Below are 18,650 nucleotides of genomic sequence, written 5' to 3'. Positions count from 1 at the left end.
ACTCAGAGCCCTACCGCCTTCACAAACCATTTGCGCGCACTCTCCGGCATAGGCTGACCGGCAACTATATCCTTGAGTCGCGAAAATTTGTCGCGGAATGTGAAAAGACGCTCTCTGCTCTCTGTCGGATAATATTCGAGCATCTCATATATCACGCTCATGGTGCCGAAATCCTCATTGACCTCAAGTTCGGCATATTTATCCTTCAACTTCCCGAATGCCTTGACAAAACGGTGCATGCTTCCTATAGTGCCGTCAGCCTCGTCAGCATTCTCCGGGAAGACCATGTTTATCCTCTTCCCTTTGGCGCAGTCATAGTCACCAAGATCAACCACCACTGCCAACTCCTCCGGAGAATAGGTGTATTCCACAGGCATACCATCTACCGTCACTTTCTCCGGCTGCAATGTGGCATGAATCTTCACGTCAACATCCCTTTTGGAGGGCATCTCACGATAAGAGCCCTTTCTGGGTTCGAAAGTGATGTCAAGGGTGTTCCCCTCACGATGCGAGCGTATCTTTGTGACCGCGAAATTATCGGCATAGTTATCGTCGTCGCCGAAATCCTCATACAGGTCAAACTCGCCGTCTCCGCCGGGATATACACTGATTGAGAGAGGAGCGGAATTTGACCGCAGATTATCGACAGATGCCGCATGATGAGGAATCACCGACCCTGCCTTGATATAGACGGGATATTCATCCATCGCCATGGTGCGTTCATAGACCCTGTTGCCATCCAGAAGCGTGCCTGACGACTCCTCATACCATTTCCCCTCCGGAAGCCATACCTTTATCTTGGAATAGCCATCGACAGCCGGAGAGACCACAGGCGCAACTATCATGTTGTCGCCGAAATAATACTGCCCCTTGTAATCGTATGCCTCCTCTGTCTCGGGATATTCATAATACATCGGACGGCAGATCGACACACCGTCGTCATACGTCTTGCGAGCCATGGAATAGATATATGGCACGTTGCGGTAGCGCAGCTTGACGGCATCCCTTATCAGATTAAGCGTCTCCCTGTCGAAATTCCACGGCTCCTTATTAAGATGAACCTTCTTGTCGGAATGGGTGCGCATCACGGGAGAATATGCACCGAATTGGAAGAAACGGGTGTAGAGTTCCAGGTCTATGATGGAGTCGCCGGGAAGGGCACGGAAGCCACCTATGTCGTGTCCCCAATATCCGTAACCAACGTTGGAAGCCGTGCTCGTAAAATAGGGCATGTATTCCAAGGTCTTCCATGTGGTGTAGCTGTCGCCGGAGAAACCAAGCTGATAACGGTGGTTGCCCAGACCGCCCCAACGGTGGAAGATAATCGGGCGGGCATCGCTCGTATTCTTCATCTTGTTGAAGAACGTATGGTTAAGCCACCATGTGTTGCTTAGGGAATCCATTTTCGAATCATATAGACTCTGCTGCCAGTCAAGCCACCAGAAGCTGACGCCCTCTTTCGTCATGGGGTCGAGGATATGGTCAAAGACGCTGTTGATAAACGTGCGGTCAGACGATACCCACGGAATATCCTTTTCCGTCTTAGGATCCACGCCATTCTCGCGTGCAATCTGAGGATATGCCTGCTCAAACTTCTTGATGCCGGAGGCAGGATGCAAGTTGAGCGTCACCTTCAGGTTGCGGTCACGCAGATAGTTGAGGAATTTCTCCGGCTCGGGGAACAGGCGGCGGTTCCAGGTCCAGCCGGTCCAGCCTCCATGTTCGGCGTCAGTGTAATGCCAGTCCATGTCAATGACCAGCACCTCCACAGGTATGTCATACGATTTGAAATTGTCGATCAGCTGACGTACCTCATGCTCGGAATAAGCCCACCATCTCGACCACCAGTAGCCGAAAGCATAACGGGGAAGAATAGGTATCTTCCCGGAAAGCGTAGTGAAGTCCTTAAGCGCACCCTTATAGTCGGAACCGTAGCCGATGAAATAGAAATCCTGTGCACCTTTCTTTGACTTGCGCTTCTTTACCCAGGGAATCACCGGATCATCATCCAGCAGGAAGCCGCGTGAATCGTCAATAAGAGTCCAACCGTCACGGGCGAGTACACCCGGATCAAGTTTGCCCGGACGTGTGCACCATTCCCCCTCTCTGTTTTCCCACTGCAATTCATCACCGTTCCACCAGTCGAGCGTGCGTGTGGTGCCCTCCAGATTCATCTTCTGTGGAGTGCCCGGCTTCCACTCAAAAGGCTTGACACCCTCAGCCGATACTATAGTGAGGTTATCTGCCGAGAAGGGGCTGTTGCACTTCTTGTAATTAAGGGTAAGTTTCGACGTGGTTATCGTCACGTTCTTCCCGTCGTCTGTCACCTTGGCGTCAGTCTTTGGATACGACCTGTTGTAGCCTATAAAACTGGGGGCATCGTTGAATTTTCCGTCGGGCGCATATTCCATCCTGACAAGCCCGTCGGACACTACCGTAAAACGTTTCGTCTTGTCCTTATAGACAATTCCATCTGTCTGCGGTGTCGTGGCTGACAGAGAAAACACCGATAAGACGGTGAGACATGCTGTGAAAATCTTCTTCATTCCGTAATTCTTCATGGGATATATAGTATTTGGAAATTTCCGTCTCAGTCCTCCACATTCCCCTAAAAGGCAATACTTCAAGGGGTGCAGACAGATAATCATGTGTAAATTTAGATATTATTTTTTAATCTGACATAATATGCAGGCGTTTTTTTGAGTGATTCTCCCCTTTTTGAAATTTAAATCATATATCCCTGTTAATAAATATATTAATACTTAAAAATGTATTATTTCATCAAAAGAATGGACATACGGGCGCATACAATGTACGATAACATCAATGATTTGTACGTCTAAGCCATCTCTTAGGCACTCCAATTACTAATTTTGCGATATCGAAAATCAAACCATCATCTCTCTCCGAGGGAAAGTATAACCTACCAAACAAAACTATCATGAAAAGATATCCCTTATCTGTATTGCTCTGCTTCTCTTTCATGACAACGTTCACGTCAAACGCCAAGGAATGGAGAGTCAGTTCTCCCGACAACCGCCTTTCCGTGACTGTGAATTGCGGCAAAGTCACGACATACGAAGTAGAATATGGCAACAAACAAATCATTGAGCCCTCTCCAATCTCCATGACATGTTCCAACGGAAAGGTGATAGGACACAATGCCAACGTAAAGAAAGTGACACGCAAGTCTGCCAATGATATCCTACATCCGGTTATTCGCCAAAAAAGCGCAGATATCAAGGATGAATATAATAGTATGGAGCTTCACGCCGGGGATTGGTCGCTTGAGTTCAGGGTATACGATGATGGATTCGGCTACCGCTTCAACACCCAGTTCAAAGATTCAATCAATGTGCTTGACGAGGAAGCCACTTTCCGGTTGGCAGGCTACTATGAGACACTATTCCCCGAAGTGAAAAGCCTGCTGACTGCACAGCAACCTACGTTTACCCCTCTAAAACTTTCAGAAATAAAGACCGACCAGTATTGCTGCACCCCTCTTCTCATGAAAGGGGATGACAATATAAGGGTGTTCATAAGCGAGTCTGATCTTGATAGCTATCCGGGAATGTTCCTGCGAAAACAGAGTGAACGGGAATTTGCGGGGATGTTTGCCAACGTGGCGTTGGAAGAGAAAGCAACTCCGGGACGCCAGATTTTCCCATCAAAACGCGCAAACTATATAGCACGCACCACAGGACGCCGAAGTTTCCCTTGGCGTGCCGTCATAGTAGCCGACAACGATGCCAATCTCATCACCAACCAACTCATATATAAGCTCGCTCCTGAAAGTAAAGGTGATTATTCTTGGGTAAAACCGGGGAAGATCGCATGGGACTGGTATAACGACCTTATGGTGACAGGCGTTGACTTCAAGAGCGGCATCAATAATGAAACCTACGAATATTTCATTGACTTTGCATCGAAATATGGTCTGGAATATGTGGTAATCGACGATGGATGGTCGGAGGAATGGGATGTTACCAAGACAATACCGGATATCGACATACCGCGTCTCGTGGCATACGGTAAGGAAAAGGGTGTAGACCTTATCCTTTGGGTATCATGGGCTCCTTTCAGCAAGCAGCTTGATAAGGCTCTCGCTCAATTTGAGAAATGGGGAATCAAGGGTATCAAGATGGACTTCATGAATCGTGATGATCAGGCAATGGTGGATTTCTATTATGATGTGGCACGAAAGGCGGCAGCCCATAAGCTACTCGTGGATTTCCATGGTGCCTATAAACCTACGGGATGGCTCAGGACTTTCCCGAATGTGCTCACTTCTGAAGGTGTCGCAGGTCTGGAGAATCACAAATGGAGCAGCAAGGTGACACCACAGCATAATCTAATACTACCCTTCACCCGAATGGTGGCGGGTCCGATGGACTACACTCCCGGTTCAATGACAAACCTTCATGAGAAGAGTCATAAGGTAGACTATAATCATCCCGCCTCTATCGGCACACGTTGTCATCAATTGGGGATGTATGTGGTCTATGAAAGTCCATTGCAGATGCTTGCCGACTCTCCGACAAAATATTATCGCGAACCGGAATGTATGGAATTTCTATCTCAAGTGCCGGTGGTGTGGGATGAGACAAAGGTGATACAAGCTAAGATCGGAGAATATACCGTGATAGCCCGACGCAGTGGCGATACCTGGTATATCGGAGGCATGTGTGGCAAAGAGGGTAAATCCTTTGATATCCCCCTTGATTTCATTGAAGGGAACAAGACGCTGACAGCATGGGAAGATGGTGTAAACGTCGATCGTGATGCAAACGACTTCGCGCGCCGCACAAAAGACGTGAAAGCCGGCGATATCCTGACCATAAATATGTATTCCGGCGGAGGCTATGCCGCCGTCATACGCTGATAACCAATATTAACCAATTTTTAACCTAAAAATCTACCAGGAAATGATTTCAAATTCCAACAACACTTCCGGTAAAACTCTTATCGCTGCCGGGATGATGGCATTATGTGTAGTTTCCGCGTGCCCGGTGGGGGTATATGCCCGTGCTCCACAACAAAAGCAATCGGAACAACAGCTAAAAACTATAACAGGAGTTATAGTTGATGCCAGGACTCACGAACCATTGATCGGTGCGACGGTAATGGTGAAGGGTACCGCCGTAGGGACTGCCTCGGATATCGACGGTAATTTCTCTATAAATGTCGTACCCGGATCTACACTTCTCGTCTCTTATACCGGCTACCAAAGCCTCGAATGCAAGGCTTCTGACAACATGACGATATCATTGACAGAAAGCACATCCAATCTTGATGAGGTAGTAGTCGTGGGATATGGCGTGCAGAAAAAGGGGACTTTGACAGGATCCGTATCTTCCGTGAAAGGTAGCGATCTAAAGACCTCGGGCGTTGCCAACGTGACAAATACATTTGCCGGACAAATTCCCGGTGTAGTCGCCAACACACGTTCAGGCGAACCTGGGTCCGACTGGTCAAACATATACATACGAGGCAAAGGTACTCTTAACGACAATTCTCCTCTTATTATTATAGACGGAGTAGCCAATAGAGATGGACTTGAGCGCCTTAATCCGAATGATATAGAATCCATCAATGTCTTGAAGGACGCATCTGCAGCAATATATGGTGCAGAAGCAGCTAACGGAGTTATTCTAGTAACCACAAAACGAGGTACCATACAGAAGCCGACAATCACCTACAATGGCACATTCTCACTGCAACAAAACACACGGCAGCCAAATCTGATGAATGCGTATGAAAATATGGTGTGGAGCGATGAAATCTCAAAATATAAAGGACAGACCGCCCAGTTTGAAAACATAAAGGGAGGATATCTTGACGGCACAATCAATCGCGACCAATATGGAGACACCGATTGGATGAAGGTAGTATTCCGCAAGGCTACACCATCTACCCGTCACTCGCTGGCACTCAACGGTGGCAACGACAGAGTGAGATATTATATATCTGGCGACTATTCTTATCAGGAGCCAAACTACAGAAATACAAAACTGAATTATCAGACGTATCAAGTGCGATCCAACATTGACGCACAGATATTCCGCGACCTAAAAATAGGATTTGACATTGCGGCGCGAAGGGAAGCACGAAATAATGCAATAACATCTACAAGTAGTATCTTTTGGGAGGCAATGATGGCATATCCCTGGCTATACGACTTCTACCCCAACGGTCTTCCCGGTCCGGGTATTTCCGGAGGTAACAACCTCGCTCTACTCATTGATGGAGAGACCACAGGTTATAACAGGATAAAAGACACTTTCCTTGATACAAAATTAAGTTTCGATCTCCAAATGCCATGGATCACAAAGGGTCTGTCATTCTCTGGCTACGTAGCAGTGGATTATCACGCACGTGACCAGAAAAAATTCTTTGACATGTGGGACACCTACACCTACAACCCACTGACAAAGGAATATGACAAACGCACAACCAATACAAACGGAGGCGTGCGAGATCTGAATCAGAATCATGATGACAACTCCCGCACATCCCTTTTCTTCAAATTAGCTTATGATCGCACCTTCGGAGACCACACTATCGGAGTATTCATAGGTTACGAGCAGAGCAAATACCAGGGTGAGTATTTCTCAGCTTTCCGTAAGGACTTCATGAGCAGCAAACCCGACTATCTTAACTTCGGAGGAGATAAAGACAAGAGCAACTCGGGATATGGCTACCATGAGTCTAAACAGAATATCTTCGGACGTTTCAACTATAATTTCCAGGATAAATATCTTGTGGAATTTACCTTACGTCGTGATGGGTCAATGAATTTCGCGCCCAAGAAACGCTGGGGTACTTTCCCGGGTGTTTCCGTAGGCTGGCGTTTCGGTCAAGAGAAATTCATCCAAGACAATACAGATATAGTTGACGACCTCAAGCTCCGTGCATCATGGGGAAAACTCGGAAATGACCGTGTTGATGCATTCCAATACCTCAGCACATACACCATGGGGGCAGGCGCTATTTTAGGCACCGATCCTGAACGTTCAAAGGGATTCGCTCCCGGTCTCATCGGGAACACCAACATCACATGGGAGAAAGTCGACACTAAAAATATCGGTATCGACGGATCGCTATGGCATGGTATGCTGGGCTTCACTGCTGAATATTTCTATCAGAAACGCAAGGATATCCTTACTCCCAAGAACGCGTCCATACCTGACTACACCGGACTCACTCTCCCCGACCAGAACATTGGAGAAGTCAGCAACCAGGGTGTCGAGATTATGCTTACACACCGCAACCGTATCGGCAACGTATCTTACTTTGTGTCGGGCAACCTTACCTACACACGCAACAAGATTATCTATTTCGATGAGGCGCAGACAGTACCCGAATGGCAGAGACGTACAGGCAAAAGCATTGACACTTATTTGATGTATAAGTCCGACGGCATCTACCAGACTCAAGAGGAGATCGATAATACCCCGCACCTTGCAGGCGCACAACCAGGCGATTATAAAATATGTAGATATCAACAACGATGGTAAAATCACGTCTGATGACCGTATCCGTAGCGACTATGGCAACATCCCCCGCATAATCTACGGTATCAATTACGGCGCGGAATGGAAAGGCATAGGCATCAATATGACATGGACAGGACAAGGACAGGCAAACCAGATGATAGTGCCCTATTCCTACAACCTCGACAAGGATTACTACAACAACCGTTGGATATCAGCTGAGGAAACTCCTAATTCCAAATATCCGCGTGCATTCAACAAGGATGGTGACAACAATACAAACTGGAGCGACTTCTGGCTCTATGACGCATCCTTCCTCCGCCTTAAGAATCTGGAAGTATATTATAACTTCCCCACAAAAATCACAAGCAAAATCGGTCTGCAAAATCTTAGAGTGTTCTTCTCCGGCACAAATCTTTTCGTACTTGATAAGATCAAACTTCAAGATCCAGAATCTGACGCCACTTCCACAGGACAGTCTTATCCTTTGCAGAGAGTATTCACATTCGGTCTGAATGTAAGTTTCTAAACGATTTTTCCAAATTATAACTTTTATGAATCATACGATGAAATCTCTAATATACAAAAGCACATTACTACTCCTTACTGCAGGGGTTATGACATCTTGTGACGTGCTTGACCTTGAACCGCTCGATTCCTATACGGAAGACGTGATATTCTCCGATGGCGCCCTGACAGAGGCGTATGTAACCAAGTTCTACACTTATCCGAAGAATGGATTCAATGAGATGAGCCACCGTTATTTCTGCGATGAAGCCATGTCTAACTTCAATAACAATAATGCATGGCAAATCGAACAGACCGGCTATACACCCGATATGATGGGATTCTTCAATATGTGGAAAGAATACTATACAAATATCAAGAATATCAATATCGTATTCAATAATCTTGAGAATCTTGACCGTGTACCCGAACCAGACAGGAGCACACTTATCGGAGAAGCTACATTCTTCAGGGCATTCTTCTATCTGGATTTAATATCGCATTTCGGTGGTGTGCCTTTGATCACACGTACTTTCGAACTTGACGATCCGGAAATGATGGTGGCAAGAAACTCTTATGACGAAGTTGCTAATTTCTGCGTTAAGGAATTCCAAAAAGCAGCCGATCTGCTCCCATTGAAACAGACGGGTGGAGATTTCGGGCGACTCACGAAAGGGAGCGCGCTCGCATATAAGGCCCGCACACTCCTCTATATGGCATCTCCGTTGAACAATCCTTCAAACGACCGTCAGAAATGGCAAGCTGTGGCAGATGCATGCGAAGAATTATTCGCTCTAAATCAATATTCACTTGACCCTGATTATCAAGGCTTGTTCTACAACCACATGAGCCCCGAGATCATTTTCCAGCGTCTGTATAACACGGAGTTCGGACATTGGTTCAATTGGTATAACCAACCGAACGGTTATCTCGGATGGTCTTACACTTGCGTGACTCAGGAGATGGTAGACAGCTATGAGATGGAAGACGGCACAATGCCCGATCCGACACCTTATATGGATCCGTCAAATCCTTCCGACCTCTATCCATGGGCAAACAGAGACCCGCGTTTCTACGCAACGGTCGTATGCGACGGTCAGAATTTCGTGAACCGTCCGGTAGAATATTGGGTCAATGAAGATGGTAAGACCGGTGGTCTTGATTCCGAATACTCAGGCACTGAAAACTGGAACTATTCAAAAAGTCATTATTCCATCCGCAAGTTCGCTGCCGAAGACATTACCGCACCGCGTGCAGTACGCGCCTCGAATCCTTGGATCTATTGCCGCCTGGCTGAGATATATCTGATCTACGCCGAAGCTAAGTATATGTTGGGCGATGATGCTACAGCAAGAACATACGTCAATAAGATCAGAGAAAGAGCCAGAGGTGGACGCCAAGACATACTTCCCGACGTAACTGAAAGTGGAGATGCCCTTATGGAGAAAATACGTCATGAACGTAAGGTAGAATTGGCGTTTGAGGAACAACGGTGGTATGACGTTCGTCGTTGGAAGATTGGCAAGGAGACTCAGTCCGGTATGTTCCATGGAATGAACATTATACGCAAAGCGGATGGCAGCAAAGTATATTATCTCAAAGATCTTCAGGATAGATCTTTCGAAGATATACACAACCTTGTGCCTCTTCCTGCATCAGAAATCAACAAGAATGACTTATTAATTCAGAATCCAGGATATTGACATAGGTCTAAAAACGTTCTTTCGCAGGTAAATATTAGTGCAAATATTAGGTCTATTTAGAAAGGGTCTGTAATGTGGATGTCAGGATATCCCAATCCTGATATATAGGCCCTCTTCGGGCGGCATTCCCACTATTCCGGCAATATTCGGGAATGCCGCTTTATTCTAAGAGACTAAAGATGTTTACGAATTACAAACCGGTTGCAAGAGAAAGATTATCTGCGAAAAATACTATTATTTGATCTCTCCGTAGTTGCTTAATAGGAATTAAAATATTTATTTTGCGGATGCGACACCCTCATGAGTAGGCATGCACGGGATTATGCCGTATCCATCGATAAACAAATCAACCGATATGAAACTAAAACTGACCTTTTCCGCTTTACTCGTTGCCTCAGCGGTCTCTTCTGTATTCGCACGCCAATATTGGGAACCGGATGCTAATGGAGGTATCACATGGAACGTGAGTGATAAGGAGAATCATTCCGACCATATAGAAATGGCAGGCAAAAGAGTGGCGAGCGTGCTCCGTTATGGCGTAGACCCTTCCGGTGCCTTCACCATCGACAAAAGCATGGTGTGGCCTATGCTCCGAATTATACCCAATGATACGAGAGGATGCATCATGCGCCGTTTCGGTTGGGATCCTCTGGATGCGGTAACAGTCAACGGTCGCCCTCTCCTGAATGAGAAAGTCCGTAAGATATCCCTGAAGAACGCCCTTGAAGTAGAGAGCGATTTCAACAACGGATATTACGGAAGCTGGAAACTACGCCGCTCATACTTCACCTCTCCGGAATTACCCACACTGGTAGAGAAATATGTCGTTGTCAACAACGGCAAGAAAAATCTACAGGTGGAGATTCCCGGCGGAGGATTCACCGTAGCTACCGACCCTAAGAAGGGCGTGGCAGGCTCATACTCAATACAAGGCTCCACAATAGGCGCGGGCACATACTACCTTCAGCCCTCCGATTCAATCACATTCTATGCCCAGATAACGGCAGTCGCTCCCGGTGAAGAGGTAGTAGTGGCTGATGCCGAAGCTGAGTATGATGCGCGGAAAGGGTTTGTAGACAACATGATGAGTTCACTCGTACTGGAGACTCCCGATCCGGTAATCGACAAGATGATGGATTTCGCGAAAGTCAGGGCGTGCGAGAGTATATATGCCACAAAGGGCGGTCCCCTTCACGGACCCGGCGGAGAATCCTATTACGCCGCAATCTGGGCAAATGACCAGGCTGAATACGTAAACCCATTCTTCCCTTATACGGGCTATGACTACGGCAACGCTTCCGCACTCAACTCATTCCGTCATTTCGCACGATTCATGAATCCGGAATACAAGACCATCCCAAGCTCAATAATCGCAGAGGGAGACGACATCTGGAACGGTGCCGGCGACCGTGGCGACTGCGCGATGATTGCATACGGTGCGTCGCGATATGCTCTCGCAAGAGGCGATCGTAAGGAAGCCGAGGAATTATGGCCTCTGATCACGTGGTGTCTTGAATATTGCCGACGTCAGATAAATGCCGACGGAGTGGTGGCATCCGATTCCGATGAGCTGGAAGGACGTTTCCCATCAGGCGATGCAAATCTGTGCACATCATCCCTGTATTATGATGCCCTTATCTCAGCCTCTTATCTCGCAAAGGAGCTTGGCAAACCGAATGGCAGCCAATATGCGAAACAGGCAAAACAACTGCGTAAGAACATCGACAAATATTTTGCCCACGACGTGGAAGGATTCGACACATACGCCTACTATAAGGGTAACGACGTGTTACGCTCCTGGATATGTATCCCTTTGACAGTAGGGATAGACGAGAGAGCCAAAGGTACTATTGACGCACTCTTCTCCCCACGTCTCTGGACAGAGAACGGATTGCTGACACAGGCAGGCGACAAGACATTCTGGGACCGCTCCACGCTGTATGCCCTGCGCGGCGTATTTGCAGTAGGTGCTACGGAGAAAGCTATGGAATATCTGAAGAAGTATTCCAACACCCGTCTGCTCGGTGACCACGTGCCCTACGCAATCGAGGCATGGCCTGAGGGTGGACAGCGGCATCTCTCTGCCGAAAGCGGACTCTACGGACGAATCATCACGGAAGGGATGTTTGGAATACGCCCCACCGGATTCAACAGCTTCACCTTATCCCCCCGACTGCCAAAGGATTGGGATTTCATGAATCTTAAGAATATAAAGGCTTTCGGTAAGGACTTTGATATTTTAGTGGCACGTGAAAGCCCCGATAATCTTAAAGTCACGATAATCAATGACGGCAAATCATCCGTATATAAAATATCTGATGGGAAATCCGTTGCGGTAAAACTATAAGTATCCACATATCCGGACATAGCTTTAGACATGATTCAAAGCTATGTCTGGATAATTTTGCCACTCGATATGAAATCACCTCTATTCTCAATTCTGCTATGTGGGTTAGTTGCCGGAGGATGCACGGGCACCACGGTTAATGAATGCAGCAATACCCTTTCCAATGAGGAGGTGGCTGTCTTCACCTCTTCCGACAAGGTATTGCAGAAAGCTTACGAATGGGCGAAGAAGACTGCCCTATCCTATTCCCATTCCGACCTTGACCCAGTCGGATTCTGGTATGAGGCAGCACTCCCGAAACGCGAGGCGTTCTGTATGAGAAACGTGTCGCACCAGTCAGTCGGTGCTCAGATTCTCGGTCTTCAGCCTCACAACAAGAACATGTTCTCTCTCTTTGCAAAGAACATCTCCGAGGCGAAAGACTGGTGCAGCTATTGGGAGATAAACCGATATAATGTGCCCGTGCCGGCAGACTATCTTAACGATAAGGAATTCTGGTATAATCTCAATGCAAATCCCGACATGCTTCAGGCATGCATGAAAATGTATGACTGGACCGGAGATGATGACTACATATCATCTCCTACCTTTACAAATTTTTATAAGAGAAGCACTAATGAATACATAAAACGTTGGGACCTCTCGCCTGATAAGATCATGGACAGGGATTCCTACATGAATATATCGGTGGATTTTGACGAGAATAATAATTTCCATGCGTGCCGAGGATTGCCGTCATACGTGGAGGATCTACCCGGCATCAAAGTTGGAGTCGATCTGATAGCAGCTCTTTACGGTGGATTCGAGGCTTATTCAAGATTTGCCGGACTGAGAAAGGAGACTTCTGATTCTGTATATGCGAAAATGATTGCCGAACGTTATCGGGATATCCTGGAAAATGAATGGTGGGACAATACTCAAGAGCATTACAGAACCTTATTCACCAAGGAGGGCAAATTCATTCGTGGAGAGGGAGTGCCTTATATTCTATGGTTTGCCGCTACGGAAAATTCGGAGAGAATTGATAAAATTATTTCCGATATAAACTCGTCTGAATGGAATGTGGAAAATTTATCTCATTTCCCGGAATTATTCTATCGCTACGGATATTGCGACAAGGCATACGAATATCTTGTAAGTCTCCCCACAATGTCGCGAGCCAATTTCCCGGAAGTATCTTTTGGAGTGGTCGAAGGTTGTGTATGTGGGGTAATGGGATTTCTCCCATCTTTTTCCGATAAGACTGTCACGACGCAATACCGTATAATCTCTCCTGATTCTGATTCCAAGATAACCAACATAAAGGTCTTCGACGGATATATGAGCGTGTGCCACAAAGGGAATGATTTTACTGAAATATCCAACAACACATCTTCGGACGTTATGTGGAAAGCATCTTTCATCGGTGATTTTGATTGGATAAAGACAGAAGACGGGGTCTTTCATGCCGTAAAGACACATGACATCAAAGGAAATCACATCTCATACGCCGACATCCGTCTACCCGCAAATAAATCCATAAAGGCATTTGCCTTGAAAGGAGAATCCGATATTGCGGGAAACCCTCTCGCCATGTGTCTTGGATCTCTCCCCTGAATCCTAAATGACTGAAGTTTCGCAAGCTGCACTTCAGTGGTTTAAAGTTTATAGTTTAAGGTTTAAGATTCACGAAAATCCACAAATCTTTTCATTTACAAAATTTAATGATCATAAACCATAAACTTTAAACCTTAAACCATTTAAGTGAAGCAAGTTGGAAAACTTGCGAAACTTAAATAAATGAAAATCCATAAAACCAACATACCTCATAATTTTTGAAAAAAACGTATATTTGCAATGTTTTTAGAGATCACTTAGTCCTGTGATTCTTTCAGAAACCGGGCATAACCAAAATCTTATAATTGATGAGACGTGCTTTAATTTACATCTTGATATCTTCTTTTATGACGTTGATATGCATGGCAAGTTCACCTCTTGACAAGCGTCGTATCCGACATTACACTGTAGATAACGGACTTGCCTCCAATGCGATCTATTCTTTTCATCAAGACTCAAAAGGGAGAATATGGCTCGGCACAGTAGATGGTCTTCATAGTTTTGATGGCTACACTTTCCGCGAATGGAGAGACAATTCCATCTCCTCTCTTGAATCGGCGATATCCTCAATAACGGAAGATGACAAGAACCAATTGTGGATAGGCACGAGCCGGGGAATAGTGATTTTCGACCTGCTGAAAGAGGAATTTAAGGAATTGGATATAGCCCCCTCTTCCGGAGTGAGAATAAAATCTCTGGTATATGACATTATATTTGATTCCAACAAGCAGGCATGGATTGCAACCGGAGGGGAAGGCGTATTCCGTTATGATCCCACGACCAAGATATTAAGACAATATCCGGCAATAACCAAAGTCAACAGTGATGCCGTCAGAGATATAATGGAGGATTCTTCAGGCTTCCTATGGATTGCCACGCAGAAGGGATTAAGCCGATATAACCCCATACAAGACAGATTCATACCGGTCGGTAATTCAAAAATCGATGCCCTTTCCCTTTTTGAGGATGGCAAACACAATATATGGATCGGGTCAAGAGACAACGGTCTCTTCATGCTCGACAGGACCAACGACCAGCTCGTGCATAAGCTCAGTCCGGATAATCTACACTCGGTCATCATGATCCGCGACATTGCCGAATGGGAACCCGGGCAATTGCTTATGGTTTCCGATCTCGGTCTGATTTCTTACGACATCGAGACTGATGAAGTGTCGATCACGAAAGCCGACAACAACGGAGTCGGCAACAAGCTAAACGACAACTATCTCCAATCCATTTTCATCGACAATGAGGGTGCATTATGGATAGGGACCTATTTCGGAGGTGTAAACTATGTGTCGCCTTATCAGAGGCTGTTTTCCCATTATTACAAGGGCAACACCAATCTGGGGGCTAAAGTAATCAGCGTTTTTGCAAAGGCTGCTGACAACAACCTGTGGCTCGGAAGCGATGATGCCGGAGTATTTCTTTGGGACCGCCATGATAATTCTTTCACATCAATATGTCATCATCCCCTGCTCGAGAGCTCAGCTCATCGGAATATACATGCAATCCTACAGGATGGCGACAGCCTGTTTGTCGGGATGTATCTGGGAGGTCTTAACATAATCGACCTGAAATCCGGCAACGTGAAAAACTATAAACTTGGGGAGTCGTCATTCTCACTGTATTCCTCAAGCATATATTCAATCTTTAAGGATTCCTACGGTGATATATGGATAGGCACTGCCGCCGGACTGAATCGATATCGCCGCCAAACCGATGACTTCGAACGTATTTTTGAAGTGCATCCTGCCGACGTATGCTTTATGATGGAGGATAAACGCGGATTTCTATGGGCTTGCACAAATGATCAAGGGATATACCGCCTTGACAGGAAAACCGAGAAATGGCAGCAATTCTCCGCTGACGATAATAATGATTTTAACGGGCTCCCCACAAACGCCGTGGTCACTGCCGCTTGTGATGATGAAGGGAAAATGTGGTTTGGCACCGATGGATTCGGTCTGCTCAGTTTTGATTATGATTCACAAAAGTTCACAAGAATCGACCTGCCGGAGAAAATCCGGGTGATAAATAAGATAATCCCATACGGCAAGATGCTTTGGCTCGCCACGACCAAAGGTCTGTTCTGCTACGAGCCGAAGAGCGGAGTCATTCACCCATACGATAAGGATTTCGGACTACAGGACAACGTGTTTCTTCCCAATTCCGGACTGATGACCTCCGACAGACAGATTGTGATGGGAGGAATCAACGGATTCAATGAGTTTAATCCTTCCAACATGACTCACGAAACCCTCAAGCCGGAAGTTATCCTTTCTGATTTCCAGATTTTCAATAATCCTGTTGAAATTGGAGAGGATTCTCCCCTGAAGGAGTCGATAGCCTACTCCAAGGGTATCACTCTCAACCATAATGAGAGGATGGTGAGTTTCAAGGTGGCTCCCCTAAGCTACATCAATCCCTCGCAGAACCGCTACCTGTATAAACTGGAAGGGTTCGACAAGACATGGAATGAGGCGTATCCAGGCTATCCCCACACCTACACTAACCTCCCTGCCGGCGAATATCATTTTAAGGTCAGCACCTACAATGGCAACGGCGGATGGAATGAAGATGCATTTGATTTCACAATAAAAGTGCTACCACCATGGTGGTGGTCTACCCCGATGATTCTCATTTATCTCCTTGCAATAGCTGCCGGAGTATGGTATGGTTATCATATCATCATAAGCAAGCAGCAGGAGAAACTCGCGAAATTGTCTGATCAAAAAGACCGGGAACTTTATCGTAGCAAGATTGCATTCTTCACCCATATCGTGCATGAGATCCGCACCCCTCTGACGCTAATACTCTCCCCTCTTGAAAGTCTGGCTCACTCTGACGGCGACATTTCCAACAGCCGGAAGAATATCGACATAATGGAACGCAACGGCAAGCGATTGCTGTCGTTGGTGAACAGGCTCATGGACTTCAGGAAGATTGAATCCGACGATATGAAAATAAATCCTGAGTCCATCGACCTTCGCCAGCCTTTGCATTATATATGCGATGAGTTTGTCGTCTCAGCCGGATTAAAGGATCTGGATATCTCAATTTCCATTCCCGACTATCCATGCGTGGCTATTGTCGACAGGGAGGCATTCCGGCAGATTGTAGACAACCTGCTCTCAAATGCAATGAAATTCTCCAAATCTCAGATTAGAATCTCCCTCTCAAAGGATGATGACGGAAATATTCTGCTCTCGGTGAAGGATGACGGTCCGGGCATACCCGTAGATGAACAGGAGAAGATTTTCACGCCATTCTATCAGGTGGAGGAGAACCGTCCAAGCGACAATATAGGCACCGGACTGGGTCTGCTCATAGTGAAACGATATGCCACCCTGCTGAATGCCGTGGTAAAATTGGATAGTATGCCCGGCAAAGGTGCTGACTTTACAATCATATTCCCGACTACGGATCAGGTGCCGGAGGAAGACGCTGACGAGGACATGAGACAGCAATCCTCTGAAGAGATGCAGGAACAACCCGAGCAGACATCCCCCAAAAGGGATCAGCTCCTCATTGTAGACGACAATTCAGATATGCTCTCTTACCTGAATGACCTGTTGTGTGAGGACTTCGACGTGGTGTGTGCATCAAATGCAGAAGAGGGTCTGAAAAAATTGGATGAGATAGAACCCTCATTGATCATATCCGACATAATGATGCCCGGAATAGATGGCGTGGAGTTCTGCCGGAGAATAAAGCATAACCTCAATACGAGTCATATCCCCGTGATTCTACTGACTGCAAAGGTGGAGGATTCCGACTTTGTGGTGGGACTGGATAATGGTGCCGACCTCTACGTGACCAAACCATTCTCACCGAACGTCATAAAAGCACAGATAAGGTCATTGCTTTCAAATCGGAATCTGCTCCGTCAACGATTCAAGACAGACCCTTCAAAAATCCAGGAATTTATTCCCGGGAGCAGTCTGGACAAGGAGTTCTTCAACCGGATAAACGAGATAATCACGCAAAGGATGGCAGATCCGGATTTCTCTGTCGATATGCTTGCCAAAGATGCGGCAATATCCCGTACCGGATTATTCACAAAACTGAAAGCCATCGCGGGTATGACTCCAAACGAATACATCCGGCAAATACGACTTCAGAAAGCCGCAGAACTCCTCGCGTCGCACACCTTGCAAATAAGCGAGGTATGCTGGCAGGTAGGATTCTCATCGCGTTCCCACTTTGCAAAGAGCTTCCAATTGAAGTATGGAATGACCCCAACCGAATATCGTAACCGACAGAAGTAACCACCTATCTATTGCCCGGCAAGCCCAATGAATAGTTAACTGAATATCGTAACTACTCACGTATAGCAAGCAGCTGTGATGACACGGCATAGCGATTGATCTATAAGACCAATGCCATAACTGCATCCCATCGCATTAGTGTTAATACATATTAAAATATACACATATTATTTGAAATATAGTAAATTTTATGTATGTTTGTCAAATCAAACCTTAAAACCTAAGCTATATGAAACAGTTCCTTATTTTAGCAGTGCTTCTTGTCGGCAGTGCATTGTCGGCGGATGCCTACATAGTGAATCTTTCGTGTAAGGCTGTCCAGACCATAAGTCCGGATTGTTTGCCGGAAAACGAGTGGAGAGAGTATATCGCTGAATTGGAGGCTGCAAATTGCGGCTCTGATACGGACAAGGAGGAGGATAGGCCGGAGGAGCCGTCAGAGACCCCTTATAATTGAAAGAATCAGACAGCATGGTGTATACACCATGCTGTCATTACTTGAAAAAATAGTCATATTTATATATAAATGCAGTATAGATGGGAAAGGATATCACCCGTTTTTTTATTTTGACAATGATTTTATCGTTCTGTGTGTGTGGAGGAAAGGGAGAGTTGCTTGATCTGCGGCATAGGAAAATCAATGTGGTAGACACTGCATATAATGAGGTTGTCTATGTCCATATTGCTGTGGATCCATATAAGAAGAATCCACGAGTCACATACGAGATGCTCT

10 protein-coding genes are annotated in these 18,650 nt (G+C 46.1%); 9 read left to right on the top strand and 1 reads right to left on the bottom strand.

Annotation, left to right across the window (positions count from 1 at the left end; all coding sequences use genetic code 11):
* Window positions 1-2 precede the first annotated feature (2 nt).
* Complete coding sequence (locus tag E5331_RS14520; protein WP_168355251.1) at window positions 3-2,561, bottom strand: glycoside hydrolase family 31 protein; 2,559 nt, start codon at window positions 2,559-2,561, stop codon at window positions 3-5.
* A 380-nt stretch (window positions 2,562-2,941) separates the two neighbouring features.
* Here E5331_RS14520 and E5331_RS14515 point away from each other — a divergent pair, with 380 nt between their 5' ends.
* The 9 genes from E5331_RS14515 to E5331_RS20770 all read left to right on the top strand — a co-directional run.
* Window positions 2,942-4,882 (top strand): glycoside hydrolase family 97 protein, encoded by a 1,941-nt coding sequence (locus E5331_RS14515; RefSeq protein WP_123480974.1) that lies wholly within the window; start codon window positions 2,942-2,944, stop codon window positions 4,880-4,882.
* Between the two features lie 43 nt (window positions 4,883-4,925).
* Window positions 4,926-7,517, top strand: a complete 2,592-nt coding sequence (locus E5331_RS14510) for a SusC/RagA family TonB-linked outer membrane protein (RefSeq protein ID WP_275441239.1) — start codon at window positions 4,926-4,928, stop codon at window positions 7,515-7,517.
* Window positions 7,462-8,022 carry a hypothetical protein gene (locus E5331_RS20775; protein WP_275441238.1) on the top strand — a complete coding sequence of 187 codons (561 nt, stop codon included), beginning with the start codon at window positions 7,462-7,464 and terminating at the stop codon, window positions 8,020-8,022. The genes E5331_RS14510 and E5331_RS20775 overlap by 56 nt, the downstream gene beginning before the upstream one ends.
* Before the next feature lie 37 nt (window positions 8,023-8,059).
* Window positions 8,060-9,703 carry a RagB/SusD family nutrient uptake outer membrane protein gene (locus E5331_RS14505; RefSeq protein WP_123481198.1) on the top strand — a complete coding sequence of 548 codons (1,644 nt, stop codon included), beginning with the start codon at window positions 8,060-8,062 and terminating at the stop codon, window positions 9,701-9,703.
* A gap of 355 nt (window positions 9,704-10,058) precedes the next feature.
* Complete coding sequence (locus E5331_RS14500; RefSeq protein ID WP_135985570.1) at window positions 10,059-12,050, top strand: glucosidase family protein; 1,992 nt, start codon at window positions 10,059-10,061, stop codon at window positions 12,048-12,050.
* A 69-nt stretch (window positions 12,051-12,119) separates the two neighbouring features.
* On the top strand, window positions 12,120-13,646 hold the full coding sequence (locus tag E5331_RS14495; protein WP_135985568.1) for a hypothetical protein: 1,527 nt from the start codon (window positions 12,120-12,122) through the stop codon (window positions 13,644-13,646).
* Between the two features lie 347 nt (window positions 13,647-13,993).
* Window positions 13,994-17,917: a hybrid sensor histidine kinase/response regulator transcription factor gene (locus tag E5331_RS14490; protein ID WP_275441237.1), complete on the top strand. Its 3,924-nt coding sequence runs from the start codon at window positions 13,994-13,996 to the stop codon at window positions 17,915-17,917.
* A 229-nt stretch (window positions 17,918-18,146) separates the two neighbouring features.
* Complete coding sequence (locus tag E5331_RS14485; RefSeq protein WP_123480978.1) at window positions 18,147-18,374, top strand: hypothetical protein; 228 nt, start codon at window positions 18,147-18,149, stop codon at window positions 18,372-18,374.
* 80 nt (window positions 18,375-18,454) lie between these two features.
* Window positions 18,455-18,650 (top strand): hypothetical protein (locus tag E5331_RS20770; RefSeq protein ID WP_275441236.1); only part of this gene is annotated, 196 nt, incomplete at its 3' end.

The sequence above is a fragment of the Lepagella muris genome (assembly GCF_004793975.1).
In the GTDB taxonomy this organism is placed as follows: domain Bacteria; phylum Bacteroidota; class Bacteroidia; order Bacteroidales; family Muribaculaceae; genus Lepagella; species Lepagella muris.
The sequence above is the reverse complement of the archived record's forward strand: the minus strand, read 5'-3'. Positions and strand labels throughout refer to the sequence as shown.

Excerpts from the sequence above, each read along its gene's own strand:
- E5331_RS14520 (WP_168355251.1), bottom strand. The coding sequence starts at position 2,561 with ATGAAGAATTACGGAATGAAGAAGATTTTCACAGCATGTCTCACCGTC.
- E5331_RS14515 (WP_123480974.1), top strand. The coding sequence starts at position 2,942 with ATGAAAAGATATCCCTTATCTGTATTGCTCTGCTTCTCTTTCATGACA.
- E5331_RS14510 (WP_275441239.1), top strand. The coding sequence starts at position 4,926 with ATGATTTCAAATTCCAACAACACTTCCGGTAAAACTCTTATCGCTGCC.
- E5331_RS14505 (WP_123481198.1), top strand. The coding sequence starts at position 8,060 with ATGAAATCTCTAATATACAAAAGCACATTACTACTCCTTACTGCAGGG.
- E5331_RS14500 (WP_135985570.1), top strand. The coding sequence starts at position 10,059 with ATGAAACTAAAACTGACCTTTTCCGCTTTACTCGTTGCCTCAGCGGTC.
- E5331_RS14495 (WP_135985568.1), top strand. The coding sequence starts at position 12,120 with ATGAAATCACCTCTATTCTCAATTCTGCTATGTGGGTTAGTTGCCGGA.
- E5331_RS14490 (WP_275441237.1), top strand. The coding sequence starts at position 13,994 with ATGACGTTGATATGCATGGCAAGTTCACCTCTTGACAAGCGTCGTATC.
- E5331_RS14485 (WP_123480978.1), top strand. The coding sequence starts at position 18,147 with ATGAAACAGTTCCTTATTTTAGCAGTGCTTCTTGTCGGCAGTGCATTG.